Raw genomic sequence first — 15,427 nt, forward strand, 5'->3', positions numbered from 1 at the left:
GGCGGGAGTAAGGCTTTGAGTAGGTATCAAGGAGTTGAAGTGTTGAAAGGTGGGGCACCGATATTAAGTCAGAAATCGGCTGTCAGAAAAGCAAGCTTATTGATTTTTGTAAACCTATTAAAACGCTAGGGCGCAACAGGCTGACGATCTAGGCCTTGACCAGGAAAACTGACCTCGTCTGGTTGTTAAGACGTTTCACCCCAAGTTTGGATTGTTTCTCCACAGGTTGAACCCTTCGGCCCGGCCGCGTCCAATGCAGAACGTTTATTTGCTGGAGCAGTACCGATGCGCATCTCCCCAAGCCTGCTGGCCCTGTCGTTCACCCTGATGGCCGGGCAGGCCATGGCGTTCAACCTTAACGACGCGGTAAACGCCGCGGCGACCTTGCAGAATGGTAAACAAAATGGCGCGCCAGTCACTGCAGCGCCTCAGGCAGCAGGGTTGCTCAATACCTTGGGCAAGCAGCTGAACATCACCCCTGAGCAGGCCATCGGCGGCACCGGGGCCATGCTGGGGCTGGCCAAGCACCAGTTGCCCCAGGCGCAATACACCGAGCTGAGCAAATCCGTGCCGGGGTTGGACAAACTCTCTGGCAGCAATGCCCTGGGCGGGCTGGTAGGCTTGAGTGGGCTGATGGGCAAGGCGGATAGCAACAAGGTGAACGCCTTGAACAATGCCCTGAGCAATGTAAAAACCACCCAGGACATGAACAGCGCCTTTAGCCAGCTGGGCATGAACAGCGGCATGGTCAGCCAGTTCGCGCCCATCATTCTTCAGTACCTGGGCCAACAAGGCGCCACGGGCTCGGCCCTTTCAAGCCTGGCCTCGGTGTGGGGCACTGGCAAGTAAACGGCTTTAGCCGTGCTGCGCCCGCAAGGCCTCAATGCGGGCGTCCTTTTCGGCCCATAGCTGGTTAACCCAGGCCTGCACCTGTTGGCGAAAGGCCGGGTCGTTTTCATAGTCACCCTGTACCAGCGCCGGGTCGATAGGGCGAGATTGAATATCCACGATCACCGTGCTTACCCGGCCACAGAGCAAATCCCAGAACCCAGGTATGCGTTTACCTGGGTACACCACGGTCACATCCAGCAGCTGATTGAGCTGCGCGCCCATGGCCGCCAGCACGAAGGCCACACCGCCGGCCTTGGGCTTAAGCAGGTGGCGGAAAGGCGAGGCTTGCTGGTCATGCTTGGCCTGGGTAAAGCGTGTGCCTTCCAGGTAGTTCACCACGGTGACCGGCTGGCGCTTGAACAGCTCACAGGCTTTGCGGGTGATTTCCAGATCCTTCCCCCGCAGGTGCGGGTGTTTTTCCAAAAAGGCTTTGCTGTAGCGCTTCATAAAGGGGTAATCCAGCCCCCACCAGGCCAGGCCCAGCAAGGGCACCCAGATCAGCTCTTTTTTGAGGAAGAACTTAAAGAAGGGCGCGCGCCGGTTGAACGCCTGGATCAGCGCCGGAATGTCCACCCACGATTGGTGATTGCTCACCACCAGGTAAGAGGCGTCCAGGTGCAAGGCTTCGAGCCCGCGGATGTCCCAGCGGGTAGGGGTACAGAGGGCAAAAATGGCCTTGTCTATTTCCGCCCAGGTTTCGGCGATCCACATCACCGCGCGCGAGGCACGGTCTCGCAGGCGTATAGGCGCTACCAGCTTGAGCAAGGCCAACAGAATCAGCGGGCCCACAAGCACCAGCGTATTGAGCAGCAGCAGCGAGCCAGTGAGGCAGCCGTTAAGCAGGCGAAGCATGGAAACACTCATATGCAGGGTTGGGCTGGCAATGATAAAGCCCCAGGGTACCTGCGCCAAATTTGGCCGGCTGAGCGGGACTTCACGAAAGTTTTATGCTTTTCCCGGTAGCTTGGCCTTACCTTAGGTTTGGCGAACTCATCTGGGCGCCGGCCTCTAATGCGGGTGCCCCCAACAAGGAACCCTCCTACGTGAAAGCTGTTCTTGCGCTCTTGTCATTGTTGTCGATTCCCGCCCTGGCGGCCGAGCCTACCCTGTATGGCCGGTACGAGTACTTCAAGCTCCCGGAGATCGGCCAAACCCTCAAGGCCAAGATGGACACCGGTGCCCTGACTGCGTCGCTGTCAGCCCGTAATATTCAAACCTTTACGCGCAATGGCGAGGATTGGGTGCGCTTCGAGCTGGCCACGCGGGACGCCGACGGCAAGGTGTTCGAGCATAAGGTATCGCGCATGAGCCGGATCAAAAGCCGCGCCGATGAAAACGACGGTGAAGAAGAGAACGTAGAAGTGGCTCATCGCCCGGTGATCGACCTGGACATGTGCCTAGGGGAAGTAAAGCGCACCATCGAGGTTAACCTGACCGACCGCAGCAGCTTTAACTACCCGCTGCTGATCGGGGCCAAAGGGTTGCGTGAGTTTGGCGCGTCGGTGAACCCGGCCCGGCGCTATACAGCCGGCCAGCCTGAGTGCTGAGTCACCTATACGCGTAATGCTTTTTCAACGATCGCCTACTAAGGTGTGAAGGGTGGCTCCCCAACTTGCCCTTGACCCGTCGCCTGAGCCGTATCGGTTATTTGCGTTGGCAACTCTGGAACTATGATGCACCTTAGAGAGCCAACCGCGTAGCCATGGCATCTCACCGATGCCCACGGCGCATGTGTTCGACGGTAAAGGATGGCCATTACCATGTCTGACCTGGATATCCTCAGCGACGAGGAACGCGAGGCGCTAAACGAGTTACTACTGGTGCCCAGTTTGGCGCCTTTGCGGGTGTTGGTGGTCGACGATGACCCCGACTGCCGGGCGCTGATCGCCGAAGTGTTGAAGCTGCATGGCCTCGGCTGCCGCACGGCTAGCGACGGTGATACGGCGTTCGACCTGTTGCTTGAGGATCGCACACTGGGGCTGTTGATTACTGACCTGCGTATGACGCCGGCCTCGGGGCTGGACCTGATTCGGCGGATACGAGGGTCGGTACGGGCAGCGCTGCCGATCGTCATTATCTCCGGCGATGCCGGGGTAAGGGACGCCATAGAAGCCATGCACCTGAGCGTAGTGGACTTTCTACTCAAGCCCATTGATGCCTATCAACTGGTTGAGTTGGCACGTAAAGAGCTTGGCATACGCTAATGAAAGGCTATTTTGGTTCAACATTTCTAGAATAAATTGAATTTTTTTTAGACTGTTTAGTTATAGACTCTGCCATGATTAATTCGCTAAAAACTTGCGCTCAATGCGATGGATTTCGTGAAAAAATAGTGAAAATTCAGGCCGTTACTAAGGGTTAAAGCTTAAGGGCCGGCATTGGTGACGTAAAAACGGCTCAAAAAATGGCAAATTTGTTACGGAACTTTTATTACCGCCCCTGTAACGCACCGTTGCAAGGGCGTGTCGCTACTGATATCTATGCTCCCGCAAAAATTAGAAACACAAATGGGGAGCACCAAATGACCGTTACTACCAAGGCCACTCTTGGCGCGCTGGCTGCTTTAAGCGCCGGCTTGTGCCTGCCTTCGCTGGCCTATGCTGACTTCATCAAGGACAGCAAAGCCACGTTGTCTACGCGTAATTTTTACTTCAATAATGATTACCGTGACCAAGTTTCTAACGCTGGAAGCAAGGTGGAAGAGTGGGGCCAGGGCTTTATTCTGGACTACAAGTCTGGCTTCACCGAGGGTACCGTAGGCTTTGGCCTCGATGCTCAGGCGTTGGTGGGTGTGACCTTGGACAGCGGCTCGGGCCGCCATCAGGGCAGCGGCATGATCCCGTCGGAAAGCAACGGTGACCCGGTTGATTCCTGGACCCGTGCCGGTGCTACCGCCAAGGCGCGCTTCTCCAAAACCGAATTCCGCTACGGCAATCTGCAGCCCAAGCTGCCGATTCTGGTGTCCAACGACGGTCGTCTGCTGCCCCAGACCTTCGAAGGCGGCATGATCAACTTCAACGAAATCGACCACCTTAAAGTGGTTGCCGGCCGCCTTGAGCATGCCGTGGGCCGTGCCTCCAGCAACCGGACCGGCCTGTCCGTGAATGGTGCTACTCAAGAAAGCAACGAGTTTTGGTTCGGCGGCGCGGACTATCAGGTCAACGACCAGCTGACCGTGCAGTACTACTACGCCAACTTGGAAGACTATTACAAGCAGCACTTCGCCGGCCTGGTACACGTGTACCCGATCAGCAAGGACCAGTCCTTCAAGACTGACCTGCGCTACTTCAAAACCGACGCTGACGGCGCCAACGACTCGGTCTATGGCCGTGCCCACGGTTACGGTACCAGCGGCTATACCAGCACCAAGGGTAAGATCGATAACGATACCTGGAGCGCGATCTTCACCTATAGCCTGGGTGGCCATGCGTTTACCGCCGGTTACCAGAGCGTATCGGATGACAGCAACTTCATTCAGTTGAACCAAGGCAGTCTGCCGAACGAAGGTGCTGGTGGCGCAAGCTACTACCTGTTCACCGACCGTTTAGTCAGCAGCTTCATTCGGGCCGGGGAGAAAACCCGCTTCGCGCAGTACGCTTATAACTTCAGCACCATCGGCGTACCTGGCCTGACCGCTTCGGTCACCTACCTCAAAGGTTCTGGTTTCGAAGCCGCTAGCGTTGGTAGCAGCACCGAATGGGAACGTGACTTCGCTTTGGACTATGTGGTTCAGGGCGGTACCTTTAAGGGCGTCGGCCTGGGCTGGCGCAACGGCAGCTTCCGCACCAACGCCGCGGGCACGACTGAAGCCGACCAGGACCAAAACCGCCTGATCGTAAGCTACACCCTGCCGCTGTTGTAAGCATTACAGGCAATAAAAAACGGGGCCCTTGGGCCCCGTTTTTTATTGCCTGGCGTAAAGCCTGCGGCTTGCACACCTTGCCCGTAGCAGCCGGCCTTGGCCGCGACCGCCTCGGCATCGTGTTGAGTCTGGTCGCGAGCAAGCTCGGCTGCTACGGGAATATATAGGCCACACCGTAGCAGCCGGCCTTGGCCGCGACCGCCTTAGCACCGTGCTGAATCTGGTCGCGAGCAAGCTCGGCTGCTACGGGACATACAGGTCACACCGTAGCAGCCGGCCTTGGCCGCGACCGCCTTAGCACCGTGTTGATCTGGCCGCGAGCAAGCTCGGCTGCTACGGGAACATACACCGTAGCAGCCGGCCTTGGCCGCGACCGGGCTTAACACGGTAGCGTGGTCGGTCGCGAGCAAGCCAGCGTGGCCCGGCTCGGCGGCTACGGTGGGGTACAAGCGCAGCCAATTGACGTACAGCGCCTATACTCGTTGTTTACTCAATAGGGAGCGTACCCGTGGAACAACTGGTGCTGACAGTGCTGGCCCAAGACAAAGCCGGGCAAGTGGAGCGAATCGCCAACTGCGTGGCAGAGCATCACGGCAATTGGCTGGAAAGCCGCATGGCGCGCATGGCAGGGCAGTTCGCGGGGATCCTGCGTGTGGAAGTACCAGTGGTTTCCCGGCCAGCCCTGGTGGGCGCCTTGGAGCGTTTGGGCGAGTTGGGCATCCGCATATTGGTGGAACACAGTGAAAACCCTCAGGGTGACCCGCGCAAGCGGGTGGTACTTACGCTGACAGCCAATGACCGGCCTGGCATTGTGCGAGATATCTCCCGGGTGCTTGCCAGCCAGGGCGTGAACGTAGAGCAGTTATCCACCGACGTATGCCCCGCGCCTATGAGCAGTGGGTTGTTATTTCGTGCTGAGGCCCAACTGGCCGTCCCCGACGCTTTGCATCTAGAAGTGCTACAAGATGCCTTCGAAGCCCTGGCCGATGAATTAGTAGTGGATCTACAGCTTCAGGCCCAGCTGTGAGTTGTTCATCTAAAACTTGAACGTGCCTGTGGATAAGCTGGGGGCCATCGCCGCGAGCCCAGGAGGGCCGTGGCTTACAAGCGGATGATCAAAAAATGATCAGCTTTTCGAGCTTGTGCACAACCGGCGTGGACCAGCCTGTGGATAACCTTGGGAAAGCCTGCCGTAGGCCCCGTTGGGTATGGCTTACGGCAGGTTGATCAAAAAATGCTCAGGCGCTACGACGCAGCACGCGCCAGACGTCCACGCTGTACACAGCCAGCGCAGCCCAGATGAAACCAAAGGCCGTGAGATTGGCAACGCTCAAGTGTTCATCGTAGAAGGTCACTGCGAGGATAAGTACCAACGTGGGCGCCACATACTGCAAGAACCCCAAGGTGGCATAGGGCAGGTTGCGTGCCGCAGCGGTAAAGCACAGCAATGGCAGCAAGGTCACCGGCCCTGCGGCGATCAGCAAGAAGCTCACAGGCGTGCCCCAGAAGGATGGTTGTGCCGTGACCGCGCTACCGTGAAGCAATAGCCAGCCCAGTGCTAAAGGCAGCAGCAGCCAGGTTTCCACCAGCAAACCTGGCAAGGCCGGTACCGGAGCTTGCTTGCGGATGATTCCGTAGAAGGCAAAGGTCAGCGCCAGAACGAGCGATACCCACGGCAAGCTGCCCACCAGCCACAGTTGCTGTACCACGCCAATCACCGCCAGCCCTACCGCGACCCACTGCAGGCGCCGCAAGCGTTCGCCCAACAGCAGCATGCCCAGCAATACGTTCACCAAGGGGTTGATGTAATACCCAAGGCTGGCTTCGAGCATGCGCCCGTTGTTTACCGCCCATACATACACCAGCCAATTGCAGGCAATGAGCGAACCGCTGACCATCAGGATCAAGAACCGCTTGGGGTTATCCACAAGTGCCCGCCACCAGCCTGGATGCTTCCAGACCAAAATGGTGAGCCCTGCGAACAGGGCCGACCACAGCACCCGCTGGACAATGATCTCCATGGCGGGAACGCTTTGCAGGGTTTTAAAGTAAATGGGGAACAACCCCCAGGTGATATAGGCAATAAGGCCCAATACATACCCTCGCCGCGGGTTGGCGGTTTGCATGACATTTCCTTTTTAGTTTTGGGTTTAACCAACAGCACCGCACACCAGGCGACCATGATCACAGGCTTCATGCCTTGGCCTGTTCGCCTATTTGAGTCAAGGCCTGATGCCCGTGGAATATTAGCCGTACAGGCGCAGCGGCTCTTCATCGAGGGCGGCGGTTTGCTCACGCAAGGTCAGGATCTGGTCCCCCCAATAACGCTCGCTGCCGAACCAAGGGAAGCTATGGGGAAACGCAGGGTCGTCCCAGCGGCGCGCCAACCAGGCGCTGTAGTGTAATTGACGCAGGGCACGCAAGGGTTCGATCAGGCCCAACTCGCGGGGGTCGAAGTCGTGAAACTCGTGATAGCCCTCCATAAGCTCAGCCAACTGGCCCAGGCGTTCTTGTCGATCACCGGCCAACATCATCCACAGGTCCTGGACCGCCGGGCCCGTTCGGCAGTCATCCAAGTCCACCAGGTGGAACACTTCATCCCGGCACATGATGTTGCCGGGGTGGCAGTCGCCATGCAGGCGAATGCTATTAAAGCGGGTAGTGGCGAACGCCGCCTGGATCTTATCCAGCAAATGGCGGGCTACGGACGAATACGCCGGCAACAGGCTCTTGGGGATAAAATCGCCATCAAGCAGTGTGGCCAAAGAGGCAATGCCGAAGTTATCCACCGTCAGTGCTTCGCGGGCCACGAATGCGCGACTAGCGCCAACCCCATGCAAACGCCCCAGCAACTGGCCCAAGCGGTAGAGTTGGTCCAGGTTTCCCGGCTCGGGCGCCCGCCCACCGCGCCGAGGAAATACCGCAAAGCGAAATTCCCCATGGCGGAACAGGCTCACCCCATCGCGTACCAGGGGTGCGACCACGGGCACCTCGCAACTCGCCAGTTCGGCAGTGAAGGCGTGTTCCTCCAGAATGGCTTCGTCGGTCCAGCGGCCTGGGCGGTAGAACTTGGCGATCAGGGGCTCGGCGTCGTCGATCCCCACTTGATACACGCGGTTTTCATAGCTATTAAGGGCCAGCACGCGCGCATCGCTCAGGTACCCGATGCTTTCGATGGCATCGAGTACCCGGTCAGGGGTGAGGGTGTCGAAGGGGTGGGACATGCAAGCTCCTGGGCGCGTATGGCGTCACATGGTAACGCACGCGCGCCTGGCTCACGCGCCTATCACGCCCCCATCCTCACGGGTAATGGCCATGACCGACGAGCGCGGCTTGCCGTTGGGCAGGTGTTCGGGGAAGGTCGAACCGCCGTTTTCCCCAGGGTGCTGAATGCCCACGAACAACGTGCGGTAGTCTGGCGCGAAGGCGATGCCTGTGACCTCACAGCCCACCGGCCCTACCATGAAGCGGCGGATTTCCCCGGTAGCAGGGTTGGCCGTGAGCATCTGGTTGTTGCCCATGCCGGCAAAGTCCCCGGTGTTGCTGGTATCACCGTCGGTCAGTATCCATAGGCGGCCGGCGGCATCGAAGCCTAAGCCATCGGGGCTGTTGAACATGTTCTGCGCCGTGACGTTGGCCGAACCACGCTTGGCGCCTTCTGGGTAGCTGGTGGGGTTGCCCGCGATCACGAACAGGTCCCACTCAAAGGCCATGGCGCCATGGTCGTTGGCCTGCTCGGCCCAGCGCAGCACCTGCCCGTATACGTTTTTCTCACGGGGGTTAGGGCCACCCACCGGCTGGCCGTCTTCGCCACGCTTGCTGTTGTTGGTCAGGGTGCAATACACCCGACCATCCAGCGGGCTGACCACAATCCACTCAGGGCGGTCCATGCGCGTGGCCTTGAGGGCGCTGGCGGCCAGGCGAGCGTGCACCAGTACCTGCGCCTGGCTGGTAAAGCCACTGGCGGCATCCAGCCCAGGCTGGCCGTGCACCAAAGGCACCCATTGGCCGGTGCCTTTGGGGTGGTCTGGGTTACCGTCGCCGGCGTCGAAGCGGGCCACATACAAGGTGCCATGGTCCAGCAGGTCGCGGTTGGCTTTGGGGTTGGCGTGGTCGATGCGGTCACGGCTGATGAACTTGTAGATAAACTCACCGCGTTCATCGTCCCCCATATACACCACGGCGCGGCCGTCGGCGGTTTCGGCCAGGGCGGCGTTTTCGTGCTTGAAGCGGCCCAGGGCCGTACGCTTGACGGGCACGGATCTAGGGTCGAAGGGGTCGATTTCCACTACCCAACCGTGGCGGTTCAGTTCGTTGGGGTTGCGGCTAATGTCGAAGCGCTCATCGTGCGGGTGCCAGCCCACTTCTTTGCTGGCGGGGGTTACGCCGTAGCGTTTTTGTACCGCGTCCAGGGCTTGGTCCGGCTTGCTGCTGCCGAAGCAGTCCGTGAAGTTTTCTTCGCAGGTCAGGTAGGTGCCCCAGGGGGTCTTGCCATTGGCGCAGTTCTGGAAGGTGCCCAGTACCTTGAGCCCGCTGGCATCCGCGCTGGTTTTAAGCAAGGCATCACCCGCCGCCGGGCCGCTGAAGCGCAGTGGGCTGTTGCCATGGATGCGGCGGTTGTAGCGCGAGCCTTGTACAAACTGCCACTGGCCATCCTGTTGGCGCACTTCGATCACCGACACCCCTTCATTGGCCAAGGCCTTTTGCACCTCGGCCTTGGAAACAGGCTGGCCGCCATGCTCGAACAGGTAACGGTAATTGGTGTATTCGTTGTTGATGGCCATCAGCGCCCGGCCCGGCTCGCCCGGGAAAGGGAAGAAGCTCATACCGTCGTTGTTATCCCCGAACTGCTGCTCGTGAACCTCGGCACTGGCCCGGCCGCTAGGGTCGAAGGCCGGCCCCTTGGCCTGCAGGGGCTGGCCCCAACTGATCAACACCTTGGCCTTGTAGCCCGGTGGCAGCGTTAGGGTATCGCTAGTGGCCGCGGCGATGCCGTCAAAGCCTAGTAGCTCGCTATGGGCGGCCTCCACGGCTTGCGCCAGGGTACTGCGGGCCAGCAGCCCACCACCGAGAAACATGGCCGCGCCGCACAGGGCGCCGGCACCTATAAACCTGCGCCGGCTCAAGCCTGCGTAACGTTCCAGGTCGGTGGGCTGATCGTTGTCTTGATGCTGTTGCATGGTGAGGGGTCCCTGCGGTTCAGTGGAGTTACCCTAAACAGCCCCCATGACGTTTTTGTTACCTTCGAATGCAGTAGAACCTTGATCAACGCTTTCCTAGGCCAGGCTCACTCCACTGGCCCTACCCCTGGGGTACGCGCCAGGCAGTAAACGTCCACTCGGCGGGCGCCAGCTTTAAGCAGAAGTGCCGCCAGCGCCCGAGTGGTGGCGCCTGTGGTGAGTACGTCGTCCACCAGCGCTACATGCTGGTCGGCCACCTTGGCGCCTGGGCCCAGCTCAAACGCGGCTTGTAAGTTTTGCTGGCGCGCGGCCAACCCCAGGCCTTGTTGAGAGGGCGTGTGCTTGGTGCGAACCAGCGTACGATCGCACAGGGGAATGGCTAGCCGTTTGGACAGCCACTGCCCCAGCATCTGCGCCTGATTGAACCCGCGCTTGCGCTGCCGCGCGGCGGCGAGGGGCACTGGCAGCAATTGCTGGGCGGGCACCAGGCCGTCTTCGAATCGATACGCCAACCAGGCAGCCAGGCGCTCGGCCAGCAAATGCCCCATGGGCCAGTCTTGTCGGTGCTTGAAGCGCTTGATGGCGGCGTCCAAGGGAAAGTCATAGGCCCAAGGGGCTTCTACCCGTTCGAAGGGTGGTGGAGAGCCCTGGCATTGACTGCAACAAAGGCCGTCGAAGGTCAGTGGTAGCGCGCAGCGTTCACAAGCAGCCGTTACCCACGGCAGCTCGTTTTCACAGCTACTGCATAGCGGATAAGCGTTATCCCCAGGCCCTAGGCATAGATAACAACGCTGGTTAAACTTTGAGCATATGTTGACCATAAAATCGCATAACGGTTGACAGTGCATAGGCCTTCCCTGACCATTTGTTACATCCCGTGACCCGCTGCGCGTTCGCGCTAGCAGCCCTGCATAGAACAAGGAACCCCCGATGAGCGCCAGCCTGCAAAGCCCGCTGCGTCATGATTGGACCCTGGCCGAAGTAAAGGCTCTTTTTACTCAGCCCTTCAACGACCTGTTGTTTCAGGCCATGACGGTACACCGCGCCCATTTCAACCCTAACCAGGTGCAGGTCTCTACACTGCTGTCTATCAAAACCGGGGCTTGCCCCGAGGACTGCAAGTACTGCCCGCAGTCGGGGCACTACAACACCGGCCTTGAGAAAGAAAAACTGCTGGAAGTGCAGAAGGTGCTCGAAGAGGCCGCGCGGGCCAAGGCCATTGGCTCTACGCGCTTCTGCATGGGTGCTGCCTGGAAGCACCCCTCTGCCAAGGACATGCCCTATGTGCTGGAAATGGTCCGTGGCGTTAAAGCGTTGGGGATGGAAACCTGCATGACCCTGGGCCGCCTGGACCGTGACCAGACCACCGCCCTGGCCGAGGCCGGGCTGGACTACTACAACCACAATCTGGACACCTCGCCAGAGTTCTACGGCAGCATCATCACTACCCGCACCTACGGCGAGCGCTTGCAAACCCTGGCTTATGTGCGCGACGCGGGCATGAAAATCTGCTCCGGCGGCATCCTGGGCATGGGAGAGTCCCTGGACGACCGCGCCGGGTTGTTGATTCAGCTGGCCAACCTGCCGGAGCATCCAGAGTCCGTACCGATCAACATGTTGGTGAAGGTGGCCGGTACGCCCCTGGCCAATGCCGAAGACATCGACCCCTTCGATTTCATCCGCATGCTGGCGGTGGCGCGCATTCTAATGCCGCAGTCCCATGTGCGGCTGTCCGCCGGGCGTGAGCAGATGAACGAGCAGATGCAGGCGCTGGCCTTTATGGCCGGGGCCAACTCGATCTTCTATGGCGAGAAGCTGTTGACCACCGGCAACCCCCAGGCCGATAAAGACATGCTGCTGTTCGCGCGCCTGGGTATCGCTCCGGAGGCCCGTGAAGAACATGACGACGAAGTGCACCAGGCCGCTATCGAGCAGGCCTTGGTAGAGCAGCGCGATAGCGAGTTGTTCGTTAATGCGGCGCCCGCTTAAGGCCATGGCGTTTGACCTTCAGGCGCGCCTGGCCGAACGGCGCGCCGCCAGCTTGTATCGCCAGCGGCCCTTGCTGGAGAGCCCCCAAGGCCCGAATGTAGTGGTAGACGGCCAGCCGTTGTTGGCCTTCTGTAATAACGACTATCTGGGCCTGGCTAACCACCCCGAGGTTATCGCCGCCTGGCGGGCGGGTGCAGAACGGTGGGGGGTAGGCGGTGGCGCGTCACACTTGGTGATCGGCCACAGCACGCCCCATCATGCCCTGGAAGAGGCCCTGGCGGACCTTACCCAGCGGCCCAAGGCACTACTGTTCTCCACCGGCTACATGGCCAACCTCGGCGCGGTCACTGCCTTGCTGGGCAAGGGCGATAGCGTGGTGCAAGACCGCCTTAATCACGCCTCTTTGCTGGACGCTGGACTGTTAAGCGGCGCGCGGTTCTCTCGTTACCTGCATAACGACCCGGCCAGCCTGCGCACGCGGCTGGCCAAGAGCACGGGCGATACCCTAGTGGTCACCGACGGCGTGTTCAGCATGGACGGCGACCTGGCGGACCTGCCGGCATTGGCGCAAGCAACCAAGGGCCATGGCGCCTGGCTGATGGTGGACGACGCCCATGGCGTTGGCGTGCTGGGCGCCCAGGGTGGTGGCGTGGTCGAGCATTTCGGCCTGGGCATCGATGACGTGCCTGTGCTGGTAGGTACCCTGGGCAAGGCCTTCGGTACGGCCGGTGCATTCGTTGCCGGAAGCGAGGCGTTGATCGACTGCCTGGTGCAGTTCGCTCGCCCCTATATCTACACCACCAGCCAGCCTCCGGCCCTCGCCTGCGCCACCCTCAAGAGCCTGGAGCTGTCACGGGCGGAAGGTTGGCGGCGCGGGCATCTTGCGGCGTTGGTGAAGCAGTTTCGCCACGGTGCCCAGGCCTTAGGCCTGGCGTTGATGAACAGCGGTACCCCCATCCAGCCCATTCTGCTGGGCGATAGCGCCCGGGCCTTGGCATGGTCTCAGCGCCTGCGTGAGCTGGGCCTGCTGGTCACCGCCATTCGCCCACCCACGGTACCGGCGGGCAGTGCGCGGTTACGGGTGACCTTGTCCGCGGCCCATACCGACACGCAGGTGGCGCGGCTGCTGGAGGGCCTGGCGGCCTGCCTGGCAATGGAGCCCGCCCATGGCTGACAGCTTATTAGTGCTATTGCCGGGGTGGGGCCTTGGCCCGGCCGCCCTGGTGCCCTTGAAGCATGCGCTCCAAGGCGCTTTACCCAGCCTGCCCGTTAGGATTGAGCCGTTACCTTTGGCCGACAGCGCACAACAGGCATTGGATGCACTGGATGCTGCCCTGCCAGTAGGTGCCTGGTTGCTGGGCTGGTCCCTGGGCGGGATGTTGGCGGTGGCCCTGGCGGCACGGCGTGGCGCGGGTTGCCCTGGCGTGATCACGCTGGCCAGCAATGCGTGCTTCGTCGCCCGGGAGGGATGGCCCACGGCGATGGCCCACGCCACCTTTGAAGGGTTTTCAGCCCTGTGCGCAACGGATCGCGCCGCTACCCTTAAACGGTTTGCCCTGCTCTGTGCTCAAGGCAGCTACGAATACCCGGATCTCGCAAACGAAGCCATAGATCCCGTAGCAGCCAGCCTTGGCCGCGACCGGGTTCAACACCGTCGCGCGGCCGCCCGCGCCCTGGCCAAGCAGTTGCTGCCCGTCAACGACCAGTACGCAGACCCTGCCAGCCTTGCCCTGTTAGGCGCCTTGGATAACCGCGCCGTGCTGGCTGAGCTAGGCATGCCCCAGCTTCACCTATTCGCCCAAGGGGATGCCTTGGTGCCCGAGCAGGCAGCGCTGGCATTGGAGCACGCTGTACCCCAGGCGCGCGTGAGCCGGCTGGCAGGCAGCCATGCCTTGCCCATGGAGGCGCCTTCGCAGGTAGCGGCGCACGTCATCGCGTTTATCGAGGAATGCAATCATGCGTGAGGCCCCCGTGGGGTTGCCCCACAAGCTTCAGGTCGCGGCGTCGTTCTCCAAGGCGGCCCCTACCTACGACAGCGTGGCCGCGTTCCAGCGAGCCGTGGGCGAGCGCTTGCTGGCATTGTTAGGCACCGAGGTAGCGCCTGAGCGCTGGTTAGACCTGGGCAGCGGCACCGGCCACTTTAGCCGCCACTTGGCGCAACGCTGGCCAGATGCCCAAGGGCTGGCGGTGGACATCGCTGAAGGCATGCTCAGCCACGCCCGCGACCAGGGTGGAGCCACCTGGCACATAGCAGGCGACGCGGAACACCTGCCTATCGCCAGCGCCAGTGTAGACCTGCTATTCACCAGCCTGGCGGTGCAGTGGTGTGAGCACTTTACCCAGGTGTTGGCCGAAGCGCGCCGCGTGCTACGGCCTGGCGGGCGCATGGCGTTTGCCAGCCTCTGCACCGGCACCCTGGCCGAGCTGCGTGCCAGTTGGGAGGCCGCCGACGGTGAGGTGCATGTAAACCGCTTTCGTAGCCTGGAGCAGTACCAGCAGCAGTGCGCCGCCAGTGGCTTACGCGTGAACCACGTGCTACGCGAGCCCCATGTGCTGCATTACCCAGACGTTCGTGGCTTGACCCATGCGTTGAAAGCCCTAGGCGCCCACAACCTTAACCCTGGGCGGCCGGGCGGCTTGACCGGGCGCGCGCGTATCGCCGCCATGGTCGCCGCCTATGAACACTACCGTCAGCCTGCGGGGCTGCCTGCCACCTATCAAGTGGTCTACGGGCTACTGAGCAAAGACCGATGACACTCGTGAAACAACAGGCTTACTTCATCGCCGGCACAGATACCGAAGTCGGCAAAACCACGATTTGCGCAGGCCTCTTGCACGCCGCAAGCAGGGCAGGGCTCAGCACCCTCGGAGCCAAACCGATCGCCTCGGGCTGTGAGCGTACGCCCGAAGGGCTGCGCAACAGCGATGCTTTGGCGCTGATGGCCGAAAGCAGCGTGCAGCTTGCTTACGAGGCCATTAACCCCTTGGCCTTCGAGCCTGCCATCGCGCCCCATATCGCAGCACATGAAAGCGGTATCGCCCTCACGGTAGAAGCCTTGCGGCTCCCCATGCAGCAAGTGCTCGAACACAAGGCTGACTTTACCTTGGTCGAAGGCGCTGGCGGCTGGCGCGTGCCCTTAAGCGGGGAGGGCAACCTCTCCGACCTAGCCATAGTCTTGGGCCTGCCGGTAATACTTGTCGTAGGGGTAAGGCTTGGCTGCATTAACCACGCCGTGCTTACCGCCGAAGCCATCGCCCGGGACGGCCTACAGCTCGCAGGCTGGGTGGCCAATATCGTAGACCCGCATACCGCTCGGCTGGAAGACAACCTGGCCACCCTGACGCAAAGGCTGCCAGCCCCGTGCCTCGGGCATGTGCCCTACCTGACTAACCCCAGCGCCGCGGCCGTGGCCGATACCCTCTGCCTCAGCGCGCTGGGCATATAAGCCTCGCCGAGCATTGTCTTTAGCTGACCAACGTCCCTTTACGGGCCCAGCCAAGGGCG

Annotated in this window: 15 protein-coding genes; 10 read left to right on the top strand and 5 right to left on the bottom strand. The window is 60.8% G+C overall.

Features of this window, described 5'->3' with window-relative positions:
* Window positions 1-285 precede the first annotated feature (285 nt).
* Entirely contained in the window at window positions 286-849 is a 564-nt protein-coding gene (locus ACWKV4_RS03940) for a DUF2780 domain-containing protein (RefSeq protein WP_483830997.1), read from the top strand.
* Between the two features lie 6 nt (window positions 850-855).
* Here ACWKV4_RS03940 and ACWKV4_RS03945 read toward each other — a convergent pair whose 3' ends face one another.
* Entirely contained in the window at window positions 856-1,743 is an 888-nt protein-coding gene (locus ACWKV4_RS03945) for a 1-acylglycerol-3-phosphate O-acyltransferase, YihG family (RefSeq protein ID WP_483830996.1), read from the bottom strand.
* A 191-nt stretch (window positions 1,744-1,934) separates the two neighbouring features.
* Between ACWKV4_RS03945 and rloA2 the strand changes: the two genes are divergently transcribed.
* The 4 genes from rloA2 to ACWKV4_RS03965 all read left to right on the top strand — a co-directional run bounded on the left by rloA2 (window position 1,935) and on the right by ACWKV4_RS03965 (window position 5,780).
* Window positions 1,935-2,438, top strand: a complete 504-nt coding sequence (gene rloA2, locus ACWKV4_RS03950; protein ID WP_483830995.1) for a retropepsin-like aspartic peptidase RloA2 — start codon at window positions 1,935-1,937, stop codon at window positions 2,436-2,438.
* A gap of 213 nt (window positions 2,439-2,651) precedes the next feature.
* Entirely contained in the window at window positions 2,652-3,095 is a 444-nt protein-coding gene (locus ACWKV4_RS03955) for a response regulator (RefSeq protein WP_483830994.1), read from the top strand.
* Between the two features lie 317 nt (window positions 3,096-3,412).
* Window positions 3,413-4,753 carry an OprD family porin gene (locus ACWKV4_RS03960; protein WP_483830993.1) on the top strand — a complete coding sequence of 447 codons (1,341 nt, stop codon included), beginning with the start codon at window positions 3,413-3,415 and terminating at the stop codon, window positions 4,751-4,753.
* A gap of 508 nt (window positions 4,754-5,261) precedes the next feature.
* Window positions 5,262-5,780: a glycine cleavage system transcriptional repressor gene (locus tag ACWKV4_RS03965; RefSeq protein WP_483830992.1), complete on the top strand. Its 519-nt coding sequence runs from the start codon at window positions 5,262-5,264 to the stop codon at window positions 5,778-5,780.
* A gap of 211 nt (window positions 5,781-5,991) precedes the next feature.
* Here the strand turns inward: ACWKV4_RS03965 and rarD are convergent, their stop codons facing one another.
* From rarD to ACWKV4_RS03985, 4 genes are all read right to left on the bottom strand, one after another.
* Complete coding sequence (gene rarD / locus ACWKV4_RS03970; protein WP_483830991.1) at window positions 5,992-6,879, bottom strand: EamA family transporter RarD; 888 nt, start codon at window positions 6,877-6,879, stop codon at window positions 5,992-5,994.
* A 120-nt stretch (window positions 6,880-6,999) separates the two neighbouring features.
* Window positions 7,000-7,977, bottom strand: a complete 978-nt coding sequence (locus tag ACWKV4_RS03975) for a serine/threonine protein kinase (RefSeq protein WP_483830990.1) — start codon at window positions 7,975-7,977, stop codon at window positions 7,000-7,002.
* A 51-nt stretch (window positions 7,978-8,028) separates the two neighbouring features.
* Window positions 8,029-9,933: a PhoX family protein gene (locus tag ACWKV4_RS03980; RefSeq protein ID WP_483830989.1), complete on the bottom strand. Its 1,905-nt coding sequence runs from the start codon at window positions 9,931-9,933 to the stop codon at window positions 8,029-8,031.
* 107 nt (window positions 9,934-10,040) lie between these two features.
* Entirely contained in the window at window positions 10,041-10,781 is a 741-nt protein-coding gene (locus ACWKV4_RS03985) for a phosphoribosyltransferase family protein (RefSeq protein ID WP_483830988.1), read from the bottom strand.
* Window positions 10,782-10,863: 82 nt separating this feature from the next.
* Here ACWKV4_RS03985 and bioB point away from each other — a divergent pair, with 82 nt between their 5' ends.
* From bioB to bioD, 5 genes are read left to right on the top strand one after another with little or no spacing between them, the layout of a single operon-like run.
* Complete coding sequence (gene bioB / locus ACWKV4_RS03990; RefSeq protein WP_483830987.1) at window positions 10,864-11,922, top strand: biotin synthase BioB; 1,059 nt, start codon at window positions 10,864-10,866, stop codon at window positions 11,920-11,922.
* A 4-nt stretch (window positions 11,923-11,926) separates the two neighbouring features.
* Complete coding sequence (gene bioF, locus ACWKV4_RS03995; RefSeq protein ID WP_483831195.1) at window positions 11,927-13,096, top strand: 8-amino-7-oxononanoate synthase; 1,170 nt, start codon at window positions 11,927-11,929, stop codon at window positions 13,094-13,096.
* On the top strand, window positions 13,089-13,886 hold the full coding sequence (locus ACWKV4_RS04000) for an alpha/beta fold hydrolase (protein WP_483830986.1): 798 nt from the start codon (window positions 13,089-13,091) through the stop codon (window positions 13,884-13,886). The genes bioF and ACWKV4_RS04000 overlap by 8 nt, the downstream gene beginning before the upstream one ends.
* The gene (gene bioC, locus ACWKV4_RS04005; RefSeq protein ID WP_483830985.1) at window positions 13,879-14,676 is read left to right on the top strand and encodes a malonyl-ACP O-methyltransferase BioC; all 798 of its coding nucleotides are present in this window, start codon (window positions 13,879-13,881) and stop codon (window positions 14,674-14,676) included. Before ACWKV4_RS04000 ends, bioC begins: the two co-directional genes overlap by 8 nt.
* A complete protein-coding gene (gene bioD, locus ACWKV4_RS04010) occupies window positions 14,673-15,368 on the top strand; it encodes a dethiobiotin synthase (protein ID WP_483830984.1) in 696 nt (231 codons plus the stop codon). The genes bioC and bioD overlap by 4 nt, the downstream gene beginning before the upstream one ends.
* Window positions 15,369-15,427 lie beyond the last annotated feature (59 nt).

This window comes from Pseudomonas artemisiae (genome assembly GCF_057128685.1).

Bases quoted from the DNA above. Each gene is read 5' to 3' on its own strand.
- ACWKV4_RS03940 (WP_483830997.1), top strand. From the start codon at position 286: ATGCGCATCTCCCCAAGCCTGCTGGCCCTGTCGTTCACCCTGATGGCC.
- ACWKV4_RS03945 (WP_483830996.1), bottom strand. From the start codon at position 1,743: ATGCTTCGCCTGCTTAACGGCTGCCTCACTGGCTCGCTGCTGCTGCTC.
- ACWKV4_RS03955 (WP_483830994.1), top strand. From the start codon at position 2,652: ATGTCTGACCTGGATATCCTCAGCGACGAGGAACGCGAGGCGCTAAAC.
- ACWKV4_RS03960 (WP_483830993.1), top strand. From the start codon at position 3,413: ATGACCGTTACTACCAAGGCCACTCTTGGCGCGCTGGCTGCTTTAAGC.
- rarD (WP_483830991.1), bottom strand. From the start codon at position 6,879: ATGCAAACCGCCAACCCGCGGCGAGGGTATGTATTGGGCCTTATTGCC.
- ACWKV4_RS03975 (WP_483830990.1), bottom strand. From the start codon at position 7,977: ATGTCCCACCCCTTCGACACCCTCACCCCTGACCGGGTACTCGATGCC.
- ACWKV4_RS03980 (WP_483830989.1), bottom strand. From the start codon at position 9,933: ATGCAACAGCATCAAGACAACGATCAGCCCACCGACCTGGAACGTTAC.
- ACWKV4_RS03985 (WP_483830988.1), bottom strand. From the start codon at position 10,781: ATGCACTGTCAACCGTTATGCGATTTTATGGTCAACATATGCTCAAAG.
- bioB (WP_483830987.1), top strand. From the start codon at position 10,864: ATGAGCGCCAGCCTGCAAAGCCCGCTGCGTCATGATTGGACCCTGGCC.
- bioF (WP_483831195.1), top strand. From the start codon at position 11,927: ATGGCGTTTGACCTTCAGGCGCGCCTGGCCGAACGGCGCGCCGCCAGC.
- ACWKV4_RS04000 (WP_483830986.1), top strand. From the start codon at position 13,089: ATGGCTGACAGCTTATTAGTGCTATTGCCGGGGTGGGGCCTTGGCCCG.
- bioC (WP_483830985.1), top strand. From the start codon at position 13,879: ATGCGTGAGGCCCCCGTGGGGTTGCCCCACAAGCTTCAGGTCGCGGCG.
- bioD (WP_483830984.1), top strand. From the start codon at position 14,673: ATGACACTCGTGAAACAACAGGCTTACTTCATCGCCGGCACAGATACC.